Source organism: Kitasatospora sp. NPDC050543 (assembly GCF_044457565.1).
Taxonomy (GTDB): Bacteria; Actinomycetota; Actinomycetes; order Streptomycetales; family Streptomycetaceae; genus Kitasatospora.
In genome coordinates this window covers 1-16,228 of sequence record NZ_JBITGZ010000020.1, presented here as the reverse complement: position 1 = coordinate 16,228, position 16,228 = coordinate 1, and the positions used below count along the sequence as shown (strand labels likewise).

Annotated in this window: 14 protein-coding genes; 12 read left to right on the top strand and 2 right to left on the bottom strand. The window is 73.0% G+C overall.

Annotated elements, in window-relative coordinates; genetic code table 11:
• Window positions 1–155: 155 nt before the first annotated feature.
• Complete coding sequence (locus ACIBH3_RS23360; protein WP_396313990.1) at window positions 156–719, bottom strand: flavodoxin family protein; 564 nt, start codon at window positions 717–719, stop codon at window positions 156–158.
• A gap of 138 nt (window positions 720–857) precedes the next feature.
• Window positions 858–2,294 (bottom strand): MFS transporter, encoded by a 1,437-nt coding sequence (locus ACIBH3_RS23355; RefSeq protein ID WP_396313989.1) that lies wholly within the window; start codon window positions 2,292–2,294, stop codon window positions 858–860.
• A gap of 139 nt (window positions 2,295–2,433) precedes the next feature.
• On the opposite strand from ACIBH3_RS23355, the gene ACIBH3_RS23350 reads away from it, so the two are divergent.
• The 12 genes from ACIBH3_RS23350 to cydD form a co-directional block, all read left to right on the top strand.
• Window positions 2,434–3,408: a helix-turn-helix domain-containing protein gene (locus ACIBH3_RS23350; RefSeq protein WP_396313988.1), complete on the top strand. Its 975-nt coding sequence runs from the start codon at window positions 2,434–2,436 to the stop codon at window positions 3,406–3,408.
• A gap of 126 nt (window positions 3,409–3,534) precedes the next feature.
• Window positions 3,535–4,935, top strand: coding sequence for an efflux RND transporter periplasmic adaptor subunit (locus ACIBH3_RS23345; RefSeq protein WP_396313987.1), 1,401 nt, complete (start codon window positions 3,535–3,537; stop codon window positions 4,933–4,935).
• On the top strand, window positions 4,935–5,729 hold the full coding sequence (locus ACIBH3_RS23340; protein WP_396313986.1) for an ABC transporter ATP-binding protein: 795 nt from the start codon (window positions 4,935–4,937) through the stop codon (window positions 5,727–5,729). Before ACIBH3_RS23345 ends, ACIBH3_RS23340 begins: the two co-directional genes overlap by 1 nt.
• An 11-nt stretch (window positions 5,730–5,740) precedes the next feature.
• On the top strand, window positions 5,741–6,937 hold the full coding sequence (locus tag ACIBH3_RS23335; RefSeq protein ID WP_396313985.1) for an ABC transporter permease: 1,197 nt from the start codon (window positions 5,741–5,743) through the stop codon (window positions 6,935–6,937).
• Between the two features lie 10 nt (window positions 6,938–6,947).
• Entirely contained in the window at window positions 6,948–7,613 is a 666-nt protein-coding gene (locus ACIBH3_RS23330; RefSeq protein ID WP_396313984.1) for a hypothetical protein, read from the top strand.
• Between the two features lie 466 nt (window positions 7,614–8,079).
• Entirely contained in the window at window positions 8,080–8,859 is a 780-nt protein-coding gene (locus ACIBH3_RS23325) for a response regulator transcription factor (RefSeq protein WP_396313983.1), read from the top strand.
• Between the two features lie 14 nt (window positions 8,860–8,873).
• Window positions 8,874–10,382, top strand: a complete 1,509-nt coding sequence (locus ACIBH3_RS23320) for a sensor histidine kinase (RefSeq protein WP_396313982.1) — start codon at window positions 8,874–8,876, stop codon at window positions 10,380–10,382.
• A 108-nt stretch (window positions 10,383–10,490) separates the two neighbouring features.
• Complete coding sequence (locus ACIBH3_RS23315; RefSeq protein WP_396313981.1) at window positions 10,491–11,114, top strand: Uma2 family endonuclease; 624 nt, start codon at window positions 10,491–10,493, stop codon at window positions 11,112–11,114.
• Window positions 11,115–11,187: 73 nt separating this feature from the next.
• Window positions 11,188–11,379 carry a hypothetical protein gene (locus ACIBH3_RS23310; RefSeq protein ID WP_396313980.1) on the top strand — a complete coding sequence of 64 codons (192 nt, stop codon included), beginning with the start codon at window positions 11,188–11,190 and terminating at the stop codon, window positions 11,377–11,379.
• Between the two features lie 395 nt (window positions 11,380–11,774).
• Window positions 11,775–13,319 (top strand): cytochrome ubiquinol oxidase subunit I, encoded by a 1,545-nt coding sequence (locus tag ACIBH3_RS23305; RefSeq protein WP_396313979.1) that lies wholly within the window; start codon window positions 11,775–11,777, stop codon window positions 13,317–13,319.
• Between the two features lie 16 nt (window positions 13,320–13,335).
• Window positions 13,336–14,361: a cytochrome d ubiquinol oxidase subunit II gene (cydB, locus tag ACIBH3_RS23300; RefSeq protein ID WP_396313978.1), complete on the top strand. Its 1,026-nt coding sequence runs from the start codon at window positions 13,336–13,338 to the stop codon at window positions 14,359–14,361.
• Window positions 14,362–14,365: 4 nt separating this feature from the next.
• A partial coding sequence (gene cydD, locus ACIBH3_RS23295; RefSeq protein ID WP_396313977.1) for a thiol reductant ABC exporter subunit CydD occupies window positions 14,366–16,228 on the top strand: 1,863 nt, incomplete at its 3' end.

Here is a 16,228-nt window from a genome sequence, read left to right as displayed (position 1 = left end):
CCGTCCCGGGGCCCGGGGGCCCCCCCGCCCCCCCCCCCCCGCGGGCCCCCCCCCCCCGGGGGGGGGGGGGTGGGGGTCGCCCCCGGGCCCCCCCCCCCCCCCCCCCGCCGCGCGGGTCGCACCGCCGCCCCGCCGGCCGCCGGGGCCCGCGCGGCTCAGACCAGGGCGGGGGCGAAGAAGGAGTCGGCCGCCTCCAGCGCGCCGTGATCGTTGAGCACGTCGCCGGGGCGGGAGCCGTTGCCCAGCAGGGCGCCGCCCCAGTTGGCCTTCAGGTACCGGGCGGAGAGCTTGAGGCTGTCGATCAGCGGCTCGGCCACGGCGGGGTCGTCCTCCGACAGGGCGGTGACCGACCAGAAGGTCTTGCCGCCCATCCGGGCCCTGAAGTCGACGCCGGGCAGGCGCATCCAGGCCGACCAGTAGTCCAGGTAGAGCTTCGCGCTGGAGCTGACGCTGTACCAGTACAGGGGGGAGGCGATGACCAGGTCGGTCGCGGCGAGGGTGGCGTCGAGCAGCAGGCGCTCGTTGCCGGTCGGAGCGGGGACCTCGTGGTCGTGGCGCACGTCGTGGAAGACGGGCAGGGGCAGGTCGTCGAGGCGCAGCCAGCGCTGCTCGGTGCCGGGGGGAAGCTGCTCGGCGGCCCGGCGGGCCAGCGTCTCGGTGTTGCCGCCCTCCCGGCTGCTGGCCAGGAGGAACAGGAAGCTGCGCTGCTGGTCGGTCATCGTTGTGCCGTTCCCTGTCGTCGGGTCGTGCAAGTACTTGCGTGTGCACTAGTTGTGTATGCACACAAATCATGACCGGGTGGTGCCGCGCGCGTCAAGGGGTCCCGGACCGCCCGGTCCGGGGCCCCTGACGACGGCTCAGGCGGCCGGCCCGCGCAGGAAGGCGGCCGACGTCGCCGCGGCGAGCAGGACCAGTGCGGCGTTGACCAGGACCGCGGGCCCGACACCGCCCAGCACCGCGCCGCCACCTGCCGCGGCCGTGACGACGGCGGACATCACCGGCGTGCCCAGGGTGATGCCGACCTGCTGGGTCATGGTGGCCACACCGGTCGCCAGGCCCTGCTCCTCGTCCGGCAGACCGGAGGTCGCCGTCACCATGAAGCCCACGATGGCCAGCATGTTGCCCACCCCGCCGACGAAGGTGGCCACCAGCAGCAGGGCCAGCCAGCCGCGGTCCGTGCCGAGCAGGACCAGCGCGGCACTCGCCCCGGCCTGCACCAGCAGGCCGCCGACCAGGGTGCGCCGGGTGCCGAGCCGGCCGATCACCCGGGGCGCGAACACCCCGCCCAGCACCGTGCCCGCGCCGAGTACCCCGAAGGCGAGGCCGGTGGCCAGCGCGGAGAAGCCCAGCACCCGCTGGAGGTAGAGCGTCATCAGGAACACCAGCGAGGTCTCGGTGGCGAAGGCCAGCAGGCCGGCCAGGTTCCCCCAGACCACCGTGCGCCGCCGCAGCACCCGTACCGGCACCAGCGGAGAGCCGCTGGAACGCTCGACGAACCAGAACGCCACCAGCAGCAGCACGCCTGCCGCGAGCGCGGCCAGCGCCGGCAGGTCGCCCCAGCCGCGCTCACCCGCCGCCGTCAGGCCGTACACCAGGGCCAGCAGCCCGCCGGTGACGGTGGCCGCGCCGGGCAGGTCCAGCCGGGGCCGTTCGGCGGGCCGGCTCTCGGCGATCAGCCGGGGCGCTACCAGCAGGACGGCCAGCGCCACCGGCACGTTCACGAAGAACGCCCAGCGCCAGCTGAGCAGGTCGGTCAGCAGCCCGCCGAGCACCGCGCCCGAGGTGAAGCCGGCCGACATCAGCGCGCCGTTGAGCCCCAGCGCCCGCTCGCGCAGCGGCCCCTCGGGGAACGCGGTGGTCAGCAGCGCCAGCCCGGCCGGGGTGACGGCGGCGGTGGCCAGCCCCTGGGCGACCCGGGCCGCCAGCAGCAGCTCGGGCGTCGTGGCCAGCCCGCCCACCAGCGAGGACACGCCGAGTACGGCGAGGCCGGTAAGGAAGACCCGGCGCCGCCCGAACAGGTCGGCCACCCGGCCGAAGAGCAGGGTGAAGCCGGCGGCGGAGAGCGCGAAGGCGGTGACGATCCACTGCAGGCCGGACAGTGAGAAGCCCAGACCCCGCCCGATCACCGGCAGCGCGACGTTCAGAATGGAGAAGTCGACGGCCAGCATGAACTGTGCGGCCAGCAGCACCACCAGCACCAGCCGCTGACGGCCGGTCATCAGGGCGGCCGGTGCGGCCGGGCTCCGGCCTGGGGTGTCGTCGAGCAGGGACGTGGTCGTGGCCGGGCTGGTCATCGCGGGGCTTCCTCTCGGACGTCGTCGGTGGGGTACGGGAAGCAGCCTGCGGCGGCCCGCCGCCGCTACCCAGACACCTGCCGTGGGTAGCACCGGCAGGGGCAGGCTGGCGGGGTGCCGACGGTGTTCACTGGAAGGCATGGACAAACCAGCGGAGTTGAGCGAGTTCCTGCGCACCCGGCGGGGGCGCCTGCAGCCCGAGGACGTCGGCCTGCTCACGTACGGCGGCCGCCGGCGGGTGCCCGGGCTGCGCCGCGAGGAACTGGCCCAGCTGGCCGGCGTCAGCGTCACCTACTACACCCGCCTCGAACAGGGGCAGAGCCACAACGCCTCGGACGAGGTGCTGGACGCGCTGGCCCGGGCGCTGCGGCTGACCGGGCCCGAGCACGCCCACCTGCGCAACCTGGCCCGGCCGGGCCGCGCCAGGGCCCGCCCGGCCGAGCGCTTCGAGCGGGTCAGGCCCGGGGTGCGGCAGCTGATCACGGCGATGCGGGACGTACCCGCGGTGGTGGTCGGGCACCGCGGCGACGTACTGGCCTGGAACGCGCTCGGACACGCGCTGCTCGCCGGGCACCTCGCCGTGGACAGCCCGGACCGCGCGGCGGACCGGCCGAACCTGAACCGGATGTTCTTCCTCGACCCGCACACCCGCGAGCTCCACCGCCGCTGGGACGAGGAGGCGCGGGCGAGGGTGGCCTTCCTGCGGCTGGCGGCCGGGCGCCACCAGGAGGACCGGCGGCTGGCCGCGCTGATCGGCGAACTGTCTATGAAGAGCCCGGAGTTCGCCGCGCTCTGGTCCCGGCACCCGGTGCACGACTGCCTGTACGGCACCAAGTACCTGCACCACCCGGTGGTCGGCACGATGGACCTGGCCTACGAGGCGCTGCCGCTGCCGGAGGAGGCCGGCCAGCGGATGCTCCTCTACAGCGCCGAGCCCGGGTCCGCCGCCGAGGCCGCGCTGCGGCTGCTGGCCGCCGCCGGCCCGATGGGTGCGCGCGACCTCGCAGGCCCGGTGGGTGCGGCGGAGCCGGCCGGCCCGGCGCGAGTGCCGGACGGATCCTCCCGGATGGCTGAGGCCGGCTGGGAGGTGGCTGGGAGTTCGGCCAAGGGCTGACCTCCGAATGGGCAGGCCGAGGCCGAAGGCCGGTAGTTCTGTGCCGATCTGCCCTGATATACGGCGCCAGCCGGCTCCCAGCCCGTGCCCAGCGCTCCGCAAGAGCGTCCGGCCAGGCTTGCCCCCATGAAGGTCCTCCCGCGACGGCGCCGTGCCGTCCTCGTCAACTCCGTGCTGGGTGCGGCCCTGCTGGCCGGCGCCGCCCTGGCCTACACCACTCTCGGCAGCGGTACCAGTGCGGCGGCCGGCAAGGCGCAGATCCGTACCGCCACCGTGGCCAGGGGTACCGTCCTGGCCACGGTGTCCGGAACCGGCACCCTGGCCTCGCCCACCGACGCCGCGCAGGATTTCACCACCGGCGGCCGGCTCACCGCGGTCAAGGTCGCGGTCGGCGACACGGTGACCAAGGGCCAGGTGCTGGCGACCGTGGACACCACCGCGCCGCAGCAGCAGGTGGCCGCCGCCCAGTCGGCGCTCACCGCGGCCAGGGCCAACCTGACCAAGGCGCAGGCGGGTGTCACCACCTCGACCACCGTGCCGGTCGCCGGCACCCCGGCGGCCAAGGCCGCGGGCGGGTCCCCCGGCCCGTCCGGCGGCGGCGCGGAGCACGGCGGCACCGAGTCCCCGGCGGCCGTCCCCGTGCCGCAGACCACCACCATCACCACCACCAAGGTGGACGACGCCGCGGTCGCCCAGGCCCAGGCCCAGGTGGACACCGCGCAGACCAACCTCACCAACGCGCAGACCGCGATGGCCGGCACCACCCTCACCGCGTCCGTCGACGGAACGGTGGCCTCGGTCACCGGCCGGGTCGGCGACAACGTCGCGGGCGGCTCCACCACCGGCTCCGCCACCTCCGCCGGCGGCAAGTCCGCCGGCGGCGCGGGCAGCGCCGGGTCCTCCACCGGAACGGGCGGCACGGCCACGCCGGCCGGCTTCATCGTGCTGACCAACCCCACCGGGATGCAGGTCACCGCCTCGTTCTCCGAACTGGACTCGCTCAAGCTCAAGAAGGGCGAGGCGGCCACCGTCACGCTCAACGCGCAGTCCGACACCAAGCTCAACGCCACCGTGCTGTCGGTCAGTTCGCTGCCCAGCAGCGGGTCCGGCGGCGCCGTGCAGTACGGAGCGACGCTCCAGATCAGCGGCGACACCGGCAAGCTGCGCACCGGCCTCAGCGCCACCGTCTCGGTGATCACCGGCGAGGCGGACGGCGCGCTCTCGGTGCCCGCCGCCGCGCTGGCCGGCACCGGCAGCAGCCGGACCGCCACCCGGGTCAGGGCGGACGGCACCACCGAGCGGGTCGCGGTCACCGTCGGCGTCGAGGGTGACTTCACCGTCCAGGTGGTTTCCGGGCTGGACGACGGCGACCGGGTCGAGCTGGTGTCCACCACCAGCGGCACCGGCAACGGCTTCCCGAACGGAGCCTTCCCCGGCCTGGGCGGCGCCGGCGGCCAGGCGGGCGGCATCGGCCAGGGCGGCGCCAGGGGCGGGCAGTCCGGCGGCGGCAGGGGCGGCAACCGCTGATGGCACTCGTACCCCACCGGGCCGCCGGCCGGCCGCCCGTGATCCAGATCCGCCGGGTGACCAAGTCCTACGGCCACGGCGACGCCACCGTGCACGCGCTGCGCGGCCCGCAGGACCCGGCGACCGGCGCGCCGCTCGGCGTCACGCTCGACATCGAGGAGGGCGACTTCGTCGCGGTGATGGGCAGTTCGGGCTCCGGCAAGTCCACCCTGATGAACATCCTCGGCTGCCTGGACGTCCCCAGCACCGGCCGCTACCTGCTGGACGGCACCGACGTCGGCCACCTGGACGAGCAGCAGCTCTCCCTGGTGCGCAACCGCAGGATCGGCTTCATCTTCCAGTCCTTCAACCTGGTGCCCCGCACCACCGCCCTCGCCCAGGTCGAGCTCCCGCTCGCCTACGCCGGCGTCCGGGCCGCCGAACGCCGCCGGCGCGCCCTCGCGGCGCTCTCCCTGGTGGGCCTCGGCGAGCGCGCCGGGCACAAGCCCAACCAGCTCTCCGGGGGCCAGCAGCAGCGGGTCGCGGTCGCCCGTGCGCTGGTCACCGCGCCCGCGATGCTGCTCGCCGACGAGCCGACCGGAAACCTGGACAGCCGCTCCACCGAGGAGGTGCTGGCCATCATCGACGGCCTCAACGCGGTCGGCCGTACGGTCGTCCTGATCACCCACGAGGACGAGGTCGCCCGGCACGCCAAGCGGGTGGTGCGATTGCTCGACGGTGCGATCGTCTCCGACGTCAGGCAGGCCCCCGTGGCCGGACCGCCGCCCGCGCTCGCTGCGGGGGTGGGCGCGTGATCCTCTGGCAGATGCTCCGTTTCGCCCTCGGCGGCCTGGCGGCCAACAAGGTGCGCTCCGCGCTCACCATGCTCGGCGTGCTGATCGGCGTCGCCGCGGTGATCCTGCTGCTCGCCGTCGGCAACGGCTCCTCGGTCGCGGTGAAGGCGTCCATCACCGCGCTGGGCACCAACTCCCTGACGGTCAGCTCCGGTTCGGCCTCCGGCGGGGCCCGCGGCGTGGCCACCCCGAAGAAGCTCACGGTGGAGGACGCCAAGGCCCTGGCGAGCAGCACCACCGCGCCGGACATCAAGTCCGTCGCACCCGTGGTCACCACCACCGGGACGGCCCTCAACGGGGACGTCTCGTACAGCCCGGGCTCGATCGTCGGCACCTACCCGGCGTACTTCGAGACCGCCAACCAGCGGATCGAGCACGGCGACTACTTCAGCAACGACGACGTGCTGAACTCCCGCAAGGTGGCGGTGCTCGGCTCGACCACCGCCAAGCAGCTGTTCGCCGGCGAGGACCCGGTCGGCCGGCCGATCACCATCGGCGGCACGCCGTTCACCGTGGTCGGCGTCCTGCGGACCAAGGGCGGCAGCGGCTTCAACGACCCCGACGACGTGGTGATCGCGCCGCTGCCGACCGTGCAGAACGCCTTCACCGGCTTCGGCTCCGTCAACCAGATCCTGGTGCAGGCGAAGTCGGCCGAGACCACCGACGCCGCGCAGTCCGAGATCACCCAGGTCCTGATGGGCACCCACGCCATCGGCGACCCGAGCAGGCCGGACTTCCGGATCAGCAACCAGACCTCGCTGCTGACCGCCCGGGAGAGCACCACCAGGACGTTCACCGTGCTGCTCGGCGCGGTGGCCGCGATCTCCCTGCTGGTCGGCGGAATCGGCATCACCAACATCATGCTGGTCACCGTCACCGAGCGGACCAGGGAGATCGGCATCCGCAAGGCGCTCGGCGCGCCCAGGGGCGTGATCCTCGGGCAGTTCCTCACCGAGTCCACCCTGCTGTCGGTCCTCGGCGCCGGGCTCGGCGTCCTGGCCGGCCTGGCGGGCTCGCAGTTCAGCATCGTCGGCATCAAGCCGGTGGTGATCCCGCAGTCCGTGGCCGCGGCCTTCGCCATCGCGGTGGCCATCGGGCTGTTCTTCGGCAGCTACCCCGCCAACCGCGCCGCCTCGCTGCGCCCCATCGATGCCCTCCGGCACGAGTGATCCAGGAGTCGTGACCATCGTGAACACCGACAAGCACGCCCTTGCGCGGACGGCCGACGACAGCCCTGCCGCGCAGGTCGAGCTGCTCTCCACCGCCCCGGACGCCCGCGACATCGCCGCCGAGCTGGCCGCGCCCCCGCGCCGCCGGCTGCCCTGGCTGACGCTGGCCCTGGCGGGCGGGGTGATCGCCGTCACGGCCTTCAGCGGCGGCGCCTGGTACCAGCAGAACCACGGCGGCGGGAAGGGGCTCGCCGCGGGCGGCGGTCAGCAGCGCGCAGCCGGGGCGGGCCCGAGCGCCGCGGCCGGGCAGGGGGGCGGCGGCTTCGGCGGAGGCCAGGGCGCGGGCGGCAACCGCCGCGGCGGGCAGCAGGGCGGGCAGGGCGCCGGTCAGAACGGCGGCGGCCAGGGCTCGGGCGGCTTCGCCCGGGGCACCGTCAAGGCCGTCGACGGCACCACCGTCTACCTCACCGACGCCGCCGGCAAGACCATCAAGGTCACCACCGGCGACTCCACCAAGGTCCAGCTCAACAAGGAGGGCAAGGTCGCCGACCTGCTGCCCGGCCAGAGCGTCACCGTCGTCGGGACCCCGGACGCCTCCGGCGGTTACGCGGCCACCCAGCTCGTCGAGGGCGCCGCGGGCGGCCCCACGGGCGCCAGGAACCCGTCCGGCGGCTGACCCCGCAGCCCCGGGCGCCCTCTCTCGTTGGGGCGCCCGCTCGCCTCCGGGGCGCTCACGTCCGGTGCCGACGGTCGGCGCTCCCGCGTTCGCTTCGCTCGCTTCCTCGCTTCTCCCTTTCGGCACCGGCGCGCCCCTTAGGCCCGGGGTGCCTTCTTTGGGGCGCCCGCTCGCCTCCTGGGCGCTCACGTCCGGTGCCGACGGTCGGCGCTCCCGCGTTCGCTTCGCTCGCTTCCTCGCTTCTCCCTTTCGGCACCGGCGCGCCCCTTAGGCCCGGGGTGCCTTCTTTGGGGCGCCCGCTCGCCTCCGGGCGTTCTGCTCGGGGCGCGCCGGCATGCCTGTCATGGCCGTAACATTCGTCCTCGGGGGTTAAGCCAACATTCATCGTTCGGGCGTAGCCTCCCAGGGCTATCGTCCGAGGGATGCCATCGACCGGATGCCATCGTCCGACCGGGAGGCGAACCACGTGCCAGGGACTGCGATCACACCGGCGGCCACAGCCGCGGCCGCCACGGGCGAGGCGTTCCTGCTGGTCGTCGACGACGAACCCAACATACGCGAGCTGCTCGCCGCCTCGCTGCGCTTCTCGGGCTTCCGGGTCGCCTCCGCCGCGACCGGCACCGAGGCCCTGGCCGCCATCGCCGCCGAGCGCCCCGACCTGGTCGTCCTCGACGTGATGCTGCCCGACCTCGACGGCTTCACCGTCGTCGAGCGGCTGCGCGAGCAGACCCGGCGGGGCGAGATCGCCGGGCCCGCACACACCGGCGAGCACCTGCCCGTCCTGTTCCTGACCGCCAAGGACGGCATCGGGGACAAGGTCCAGGGCCTGGCCGCCGGCGCCGACGACTACGTCACCAAGCCCTTCAGCCTGGAGGAGCTGATCGCCCGCATCCGCGCCATCCTGCGCCGGGCGGGCGGGCCCGCCGAGGACGGCCGGCTGGTCGTCGCCGACCTCACCCTCGACCCGCTGGCCCACGAGGTCACCCGTGGCGACACCCCCGTCTCGCTCTCGCCGACCGAGTTCAAGCTGCTGCACTACCTGATGGCCAACGTCGGCCGGGTGGTCTCCAAGGCGCAGATCCTCGACCATGTCTGGGCGTACGACTTCGGCGGCGACCTCTCCATCGTCGAGTCGTACATCTCCTACCTGCGCCGCAAGCTCGACTCCGGCCCCGCACACGGGCCCAAGCTGATCCACACCGTGCGCGGCATCGGCTACGCGCTGCGCCGGCCGCCGCAGAGCTGACCCGCCCCGCCCCGATGACCCGGCTCTCCCTGCGCGCCCGCCTGCTGATCCTCGCCCTGCTGCTCGTCACCACCGGTCTGGCGGTCAGCGACACCGTCGTGCTCGGTACCGTCCGGATGCAGCTGGTGGAGCGCCAGGACCAGCAGCTGCAACGCTTCGCCCAGCAGTTCGCGCAGCGCGCCGCGGCCCGGCAGACCGGCGGCGAGAACCGGCCCCAGCTGCCCGGCGACAACCGCTTCCCGGGGCCGGACGGCAAGCGGCCCGCTCCCTTCCTCGCCGCCCTTCCCAGCCAGTTCGTGGTGCAGTTCCTGGCCGCCGACGGCCGTGTCCAGCAGGTGCTGCGCCAGCCGATGGCCGCGAGCGACCCCGCGCCCAGGCCGGCGGACCTGAGCCGCGCCGCCGCCGACCCGGCCCGGGCCTTCGACCTGCCGGACGAGCGCGGCCGGGGCCGCTGGCGGGCCGTGGTGCTGCCGCTCGAAGGCCTCGCCGGCGCAGCTCAGCCGGCCACGCAGGGAGGGCCCTCCTACCTGATGGTCGCCGTCTCCCGCGAGGACATCGACGCCACCATCGGCAGACTCCGTACCGCCTTCCTCGCCATCGGCGGAGCCGTCCTGGTGCTGATCGCCGCCCTCGGCTTCTTCGCCGTGCGGGCCGGACTGCGCCCGCTGCGCCGGATCGAGCAGGGCGCCGAGCTCATCGCCTCCGGCGAGCTCTCGCACCGGATGCCCGAACTCGCCCCGCGCACCGAGGTCGGCCGGCTCTCCGCCGCACTCAACGGGATGCTCAGCCAGATCGAGTCCGCCTTCGCCGCCCGCGCCGAGTCCGAGGCCCGGATGCGCCGCTTCGTCGCCGATGCCTCGCACGAGCTGCGCACACCGCTGGCCGGCATCCGGGGCTTCGCCGAGCTGTACCGGATGGGGGCGCTGCCCACCGACGCGGACGTCCGCCGCACCATGACCCGGATCGAGAGCGAGGCCGTCCGGATGGGCACCCTGGTCGAGGATCTGCTGGTGCTGGCCCGGCTGGACGAGGAACGCCCGCTCGACCTCGCCCCGATGGACCTGCGCACCCTGGCCGCCGACGCCCTGCACGACCTGACCGCCCTCGACCCGTCCCGTCCGGTCGCGCTGACCGGGCCGGACGGCACGGGCTCGCCAGGTGCGGCGCCCGTCCTCGGCGACGAGGCCCGGCTGCGTCAGGTGGTGACCAATCTGGTCGGCAACGCCGTCAAGCACACCCCGCCGGGCACGCCCGTACGGATCGGCGTCGGCACCGCCCCGGACGGCACCTGCCTGCTGGAGGTCGCCGACTCCGGCCCGGGCCTGACCGAGGAACAGGCGCTGCGGGTGTTCGACCGCTTCTACCGCGTCGACGCCTCCCGGAGCCGGCACGACGGCGGCGGCGCGGGCCTGGGCCTGGCCATCGCCACCGCCCTCACCCGCGCCCACGCCGGCACCCTCACCCTTCACACCACCCCGGGCACCGGCGCCGTCTTCCGCGTCGAGCTCCCGCACCAGCGCTGATCACCCGATGGGGTGAGGCGCAGCCCGTTCCTCCACCCCGCCCCGACGATCGTGTGCGACATGGCCACGGCTTGTGTCACACCGAGCCGGCTGCCCACACTGGACGGGATGAGAGGTGTCTCAATGATCGCGCTCGCAGCCGAGGAGACCGTCGTGGACCTGGACCAGGCCCTGTGGCAGGTATGGAGGGAGATGGACGTCCCGGAGGGCTTTCGGGCGGAGATCATTGAGGGGGCCATCGAGATGTCACCCACCGGCGGGAGCCGCCATCTCACCGTCAACAGGTGTCTTTACCGCGCCCTCCACGAGCACCTTCGCGGCAGCGGTTTCGGCCCCGCGAACGACGGCAACGTCATTCACGGCCTCAAGGTCCTGATCCCGGACGTCTTTGTCGCACCGGATGACCTGAGCGAGATCGAGCACCCCGATGGCCTGGGTGTACTCGCCTCCGGCGTGGCCCTGGTCGCCGAGACCGTCTCGCCCGGCAGCGAGAGCCGCAAGCGTGACCTCGTCCGGAAGCACCGCGCGTACGCCACGGCGGGCATCCCGGTGTACGTGATCATCGACGACTACGACGGCGGGGGCTCGGTGACCGTTCTCACCGGCCCCGACTCCGAGCGCGGCAGCTACGCCTGCTCGGTCCGCACCCCGTACGGCGAGGAAGCCATTATCCTCGAGGGCCCCGCGAAGGGCTTCGTGATCGGCCCCGCGATCACGGGCGAGCCGCGCTAGCCGAGGCTGTTCGAGAGCGCCGGAACGGGTCGACACAGGCCTGGCCCGGCCGGCACTCGTGCGGGCGTACGCCGTGAGCCTGCTGCTGTCCGCAGCCGCCCGTACCGATCCGAGGCTGCGGCGCACCGGCACCGGCTACCGGGTCGACACGGCTACCCCTCCCGACCCCGACGACCAGGTGGCGGCCCTTCCCGTGCTCGCCATCGCCGACCGGTACGGGCACTCGACGCGTACCGGCCTCTGGTGCGTGATCGACTCGGCGTAGCCCGGCGCCGGGGCGGGCGTCAAGCGCCTGATCGTCCAAGAGCGGGCCGCCGCCCGCCCGGGTGCCGGTTGTGGCCGGTGCACCCCGGTGCGCACACTGGCCCCGAGAGCGGGTCGGCGCCGGCGAACCTGAGCGCGCCCCGCCCGATCACCCGCCCGATCATGCGCCGAACACCCGCCCGATCACCCGCGCCGGGCCGATCTGGCTCAAAACCCACCCCCGCCGTTCGAGTCTTCGTAAGTATGTTGGATACTGAGCTTGTGAACGTGTTCACGTTCACAAGCGGACAAGCTTGCGTGGCTACGTATCGCTGTACGGCTATACGTGAGGTTCACCCGCTATGTCCTGGTAACGACGAAGTCCTGGCAACAACCCCTGGCCGAAGAGAGGGCGCAGTGGAACTGGCAGTCGCTCACGAGACCATCGCGAGATGGCAATTCGGTATCACCACCGTCTACCACTTCCTCTTCGTGCCGCTGACGATCAGCCTCGCCGCCATCGTCGCGGGCCTGGAGACCGCCTGGGTGCGCACCGGGAAGCAGAAGTACTTCCACGCCACCAAGTTCTGGGGCAAGCTCTTCCTGATCAACATCGCGATGGGCGTGGTCACCGGCATCGTGCAGGAGTTCCAGTTCGGCATGAACTGGTCCGACTACTCCCGCTTCGTCGGTGACGTCTTCGGGGCGCCGCTGGCGATGGAGGCGCTGATCGCCTTCTTCTTCGAGTCGACCTTCATCGGGCTCTGGATCTTCGGCTGGGACAAGCTGCCCAAGAAGATCCACTGCGCCTGCATCTGGATGGTCGCCATCGGCACGGTGCTCTCCGCGTACTTCATCCTCGCCGCGAACTCCTGGATGCAGCACCCGGTCGGCTACGCCGTCGACCCGGCGACCGGCAAGGCCCGGCTCACCGACATCGGCGCGGTGCTGTTCCAGGACACCACCCTGGTGGTGGTCGCGCACACCCTCACCGCCGCCTTCCTCACCGGCGCGGCGTTCGTGGTCGGCATCTCCTCCTTCCACCTCTGGAAGAGCAAGCGCCGCCCCGAGAGCGCCGACCCCGAGAAGACCGCCGTCATGCGCACCTCGCTGCGCCTCGGCCTCGTACTGGCCGTGATCTTCGGCCTCGGCACGGCGCTCAGCGGCGACGAACTCGCCAAGGTCATGTTCCGCCAGCAGCCGATGAAGATGGCCGCCGCCGAAGCCCTCTGGGACACCCAGAACCCGGCCCCGTTCTCCATATTCGCCGTCGGCAACGTCAACGCGGGCCACAACTCGGTCGAGCTGGAGGTGCCCGCCGCGCTGTCCTTCCTGGCGAACAGCAACTTCAGCTCCCCGGTGCCCGGCATCAACGACACCGCCGCCGTCGAGGCCGCCAGGTACGGCGGCAGGCCCACGGACTACATTCCGAACATCTTCGTGACGTACTGGGGCTTCCGCCTCATGATCGGCTTCGGGATGACGTCCTTCGTGGCCGGTCTGATCGGCCTCTGGACCACCCGCAAGAGAAGATTCCTCGCCCCGGAGTACCGCACCGGCGAGGACGAGATCCCCCGGCTGATGGTGACGCCCACCAGGGAACTCGGCCCGCTGCTCACCAAGTGGAGCTGGCGGATCGGCATCCTCACCATGGGCTTCCCGCTGGTCGCCAACAGCTTCGGCTGGATCTTCACCGAGATGGGCCGTCAGCCCTGGGCCGTGTTCGGGCTGATGACCACCGCCGACGCCGTCTCGCCGACCGTCAGCGTCACCACCCAGGTGATCGCGCTCTCCACCTTCACCCTGCTGTACGCGATCCTCGCTGTCATCGAGGTGAAGCTGCTGGTCAAGTACGCCAAGGCCGGCCCGGACACCGCCGAGCAGCCGCCGGCGAAGGACCCGACCCTGCGCGGGCCGTCCTCGGACGAGGACGCCGACAAGCCCCTCGCCTTCGCCTACTGAGGACAGGACACCGAGCATGCAACTCCACGACGTCTGGTTCGTCCTCATCGCGGTCCTGTGGATCGGCTACTTCTTCCTGGAGGGCTTCGACTTCGGTATCGGCGTCCTCACCAAGCTGCTCGCCCGCGGCACCGCCGAGCGGCGCGTCCTGATCAACACCATCGGGCCGGTCTGGGACGGCAACGAGGTCTGGCTGCTCACCGCCGGCGGCGCCACCTTCGCGGCATTCCCCGACTGGTACGCGACCCTGTTCAGCGGCTTCTACTTGCCCCTGCTCCTCATCCTGGTCTGCCTGATCGTGCGCGGCGTGGCCTTCGAGTACCGGCACAAGCGGCCCGAGGAGCGCTGGCAGCGGAACTGGGAGCACGCGATCTTCTGGACGTCACTGCTGCCGGCGTTCCTCTGGGGCGTGGCCTTCGCCAACATCGTGCACGGCGTCGACATCGACCGGGAGAAGAACTACGTCGGCACCGTCGGGGACCTGCTCAACCCGTACGCGATCCTCGGCGGGCTGGTCACCCTCACCCTCTTCACCTTCCACGGCGCCGTCTTCGCCGCGCTCAAGACCGTCGGCGACATCCGTGACCGGGCCCGCGCCCTGGCGCTGCGGCTGGGCCTGGCCGCCGCCGTCCTGGCGGTGGTCTTCCTGGCCTGGACCCAGGCCGACCGCGGCAACGGCTGGAGCCTGGCCGCCACCGCGGTGGCCGTACTCGCCCTGGCCGGCGCCCTGGTCGCCAACCAAATGGGCCGCGAGGGCTGGGCGTTCCTGCTCTCCGGGATCACCGTCGTCGCCGCCGTGGCGATGCTCTTCCTCTCGCTGTTCCCGGACGTGATGCCCTCCACCCTGGACCCGCAGTGGAGCCTGACCGTCTCCAACGCCTCGTCCTCGCCCTACACCCTCAAGCTGATGACGATCGTCGCCGCGGTCTTCACCCCGATCGTGCTGCTCTACCAGGCCTGGACGTACTGGGTGTTCCGCAAGCGGATCGGCGTCCAGCACATCCCCGGCCACGACCCGGCCGCCGCGCTCGAGAAGCCGTGACGCCATGAAGCCCGTGGACCCCAGACTGCTCGCTCACGCCAGGACGACCCGCGCCTTCCTCGCCGGATCGGTCGCCCTCGGCGCGGTGGGCGCGGCCCTGGTGGTCGCCCAGGCGAGCCTGATCGCCGAGCTCGTCGTCCGGGCCTTCCAGCAGCACGCGAGCCTCGCCGACCTCACCACCCCGCTCCTCCTGCTGGCCGCCACCGCCGTCGGCCGGGCCCTGACCGCCTGGCTCACCGAACTCACCGCCCACCGCTCGGTGGCCAGGGTCAAGTCCACCCTGCGCCGCCGCCTGCTGGAGCACGCCACCGCGCTCGGCCCGGCCTACCTGGCCGGGCGCCGCACCGGCGAACTCACCACCCTCGCCACCCGGGGCATCGACGCCCTCGACGACTACTTCGCCCGCTACCTGCCCCAGCTGGCGCTCGCCGTCGTGGTGCCCGTCATCGTGCTGCTGCGGATCGTCGGAGCCGACTGGGAATCAGCCGCGATCATCGCCTGCACGCTCCCGCTCATCCCGCTCTTCATGGTGCTGATCGGCCTGGCGACCCAGTCCCGGATGGACCGTCAGTGGCAGAGCCTGGCCCGGCTCTCCCACCACTTCCTGGACGTCGTCGCCGGACTGCCCACCCTCAAGGTCTTCAACCGCGCCAAGGCCCAGGCCGAGACGATCGCCCGGATCACCGCCGACTACCGCCGCGCCACGCTGCGCACCCTGCGGATCGCGTTCATCTCCTCCTTCGCCCTCGAACTCCTCTCCACCCTCTCCGTCGCCCTGGCCGCCGTCTCCATCGGCTTCCGGCTGGTGGACGGCACCCTCGACCTCGAAACCGGCCTGCTCGTCCTGATCCTGGCCCCCGAGGTCTACCTCCCGATCCGCCAGGTCGGCGCGCTCTACCACTCCAGCGTCGAGGGCCTCACCGCCGCCGACCAGATCTTCGAGGTGCTGGAGACCCCGCTGCCCGCCGCCGGCACCACCGAGGCCCCCGCCCTCGCCGGCGCCACCATCACCGCCACCGCCCTCACCGTCACCCACCCGGGCCGCACCCTGCCCGCCCTGCACCGCACCGACGTCACCCTCGGCCCCGGCAGCACCACCGCACTCACAGGCCCCAGCGGCGCCGGCAAGTCCACCCTGCTCTCCGTCCTGCTCGGCTTCACCACCCCGGACGCGGGCCGCATCACCCTCACCACCCCCGACGGCACCACGTACGACCTCGCCGACCTCGACCCGGCCGGTTGGCGCCGCCAGATCGCCTGGGTGCCCCAGCACCCCCACCTCTTCGCGGGCACCATCGCCGACAACGTCCGCCTCAACGCCCCCACCGCCACCGACGAGCAGCTACGCGCCGCCCTGGCCGCCGCCCACGCCCTCGACTTCGTCGACCGCCTCCCGCACGGCACCGCCACCCCCCTCGGCGAAGGCGGCGCCGGCCTCTCCGCCGGCCAACGCCAACGCCTGGCCCTCGCCCGCGCCATCCTCGCCACCGACCGCCCTCTCGTCCTGCTCGACGAACCGACCGCCAACCTGGACGGCGAGAGCGAGGCCGCCATCGTCGACGCCGTCCGCACCCTCGCCGACGACCCGACCCGCACCCTCCTGCTGGTCGCCCACCGCCCCGCCCTCCTCACCCTCGCCACCCACCACACCCACCTGACCCCGAGCCCCCAAGAGGGCGCGGCGGACACCAGCACGCCGCTCCCCACCCACCCGCACCTCCCCACCCACGCCACCCCCCACCCGAACCCCACCCCCCACCCCACCCACCCGAACCTCCCCACCACCCCCCACCCCCTCCCCCACCCCCTCCCCCCACCCGGCGAGAGGGACGCGCTGCGGGAGGGGGCGGCGTACGGGGTGGTCGCG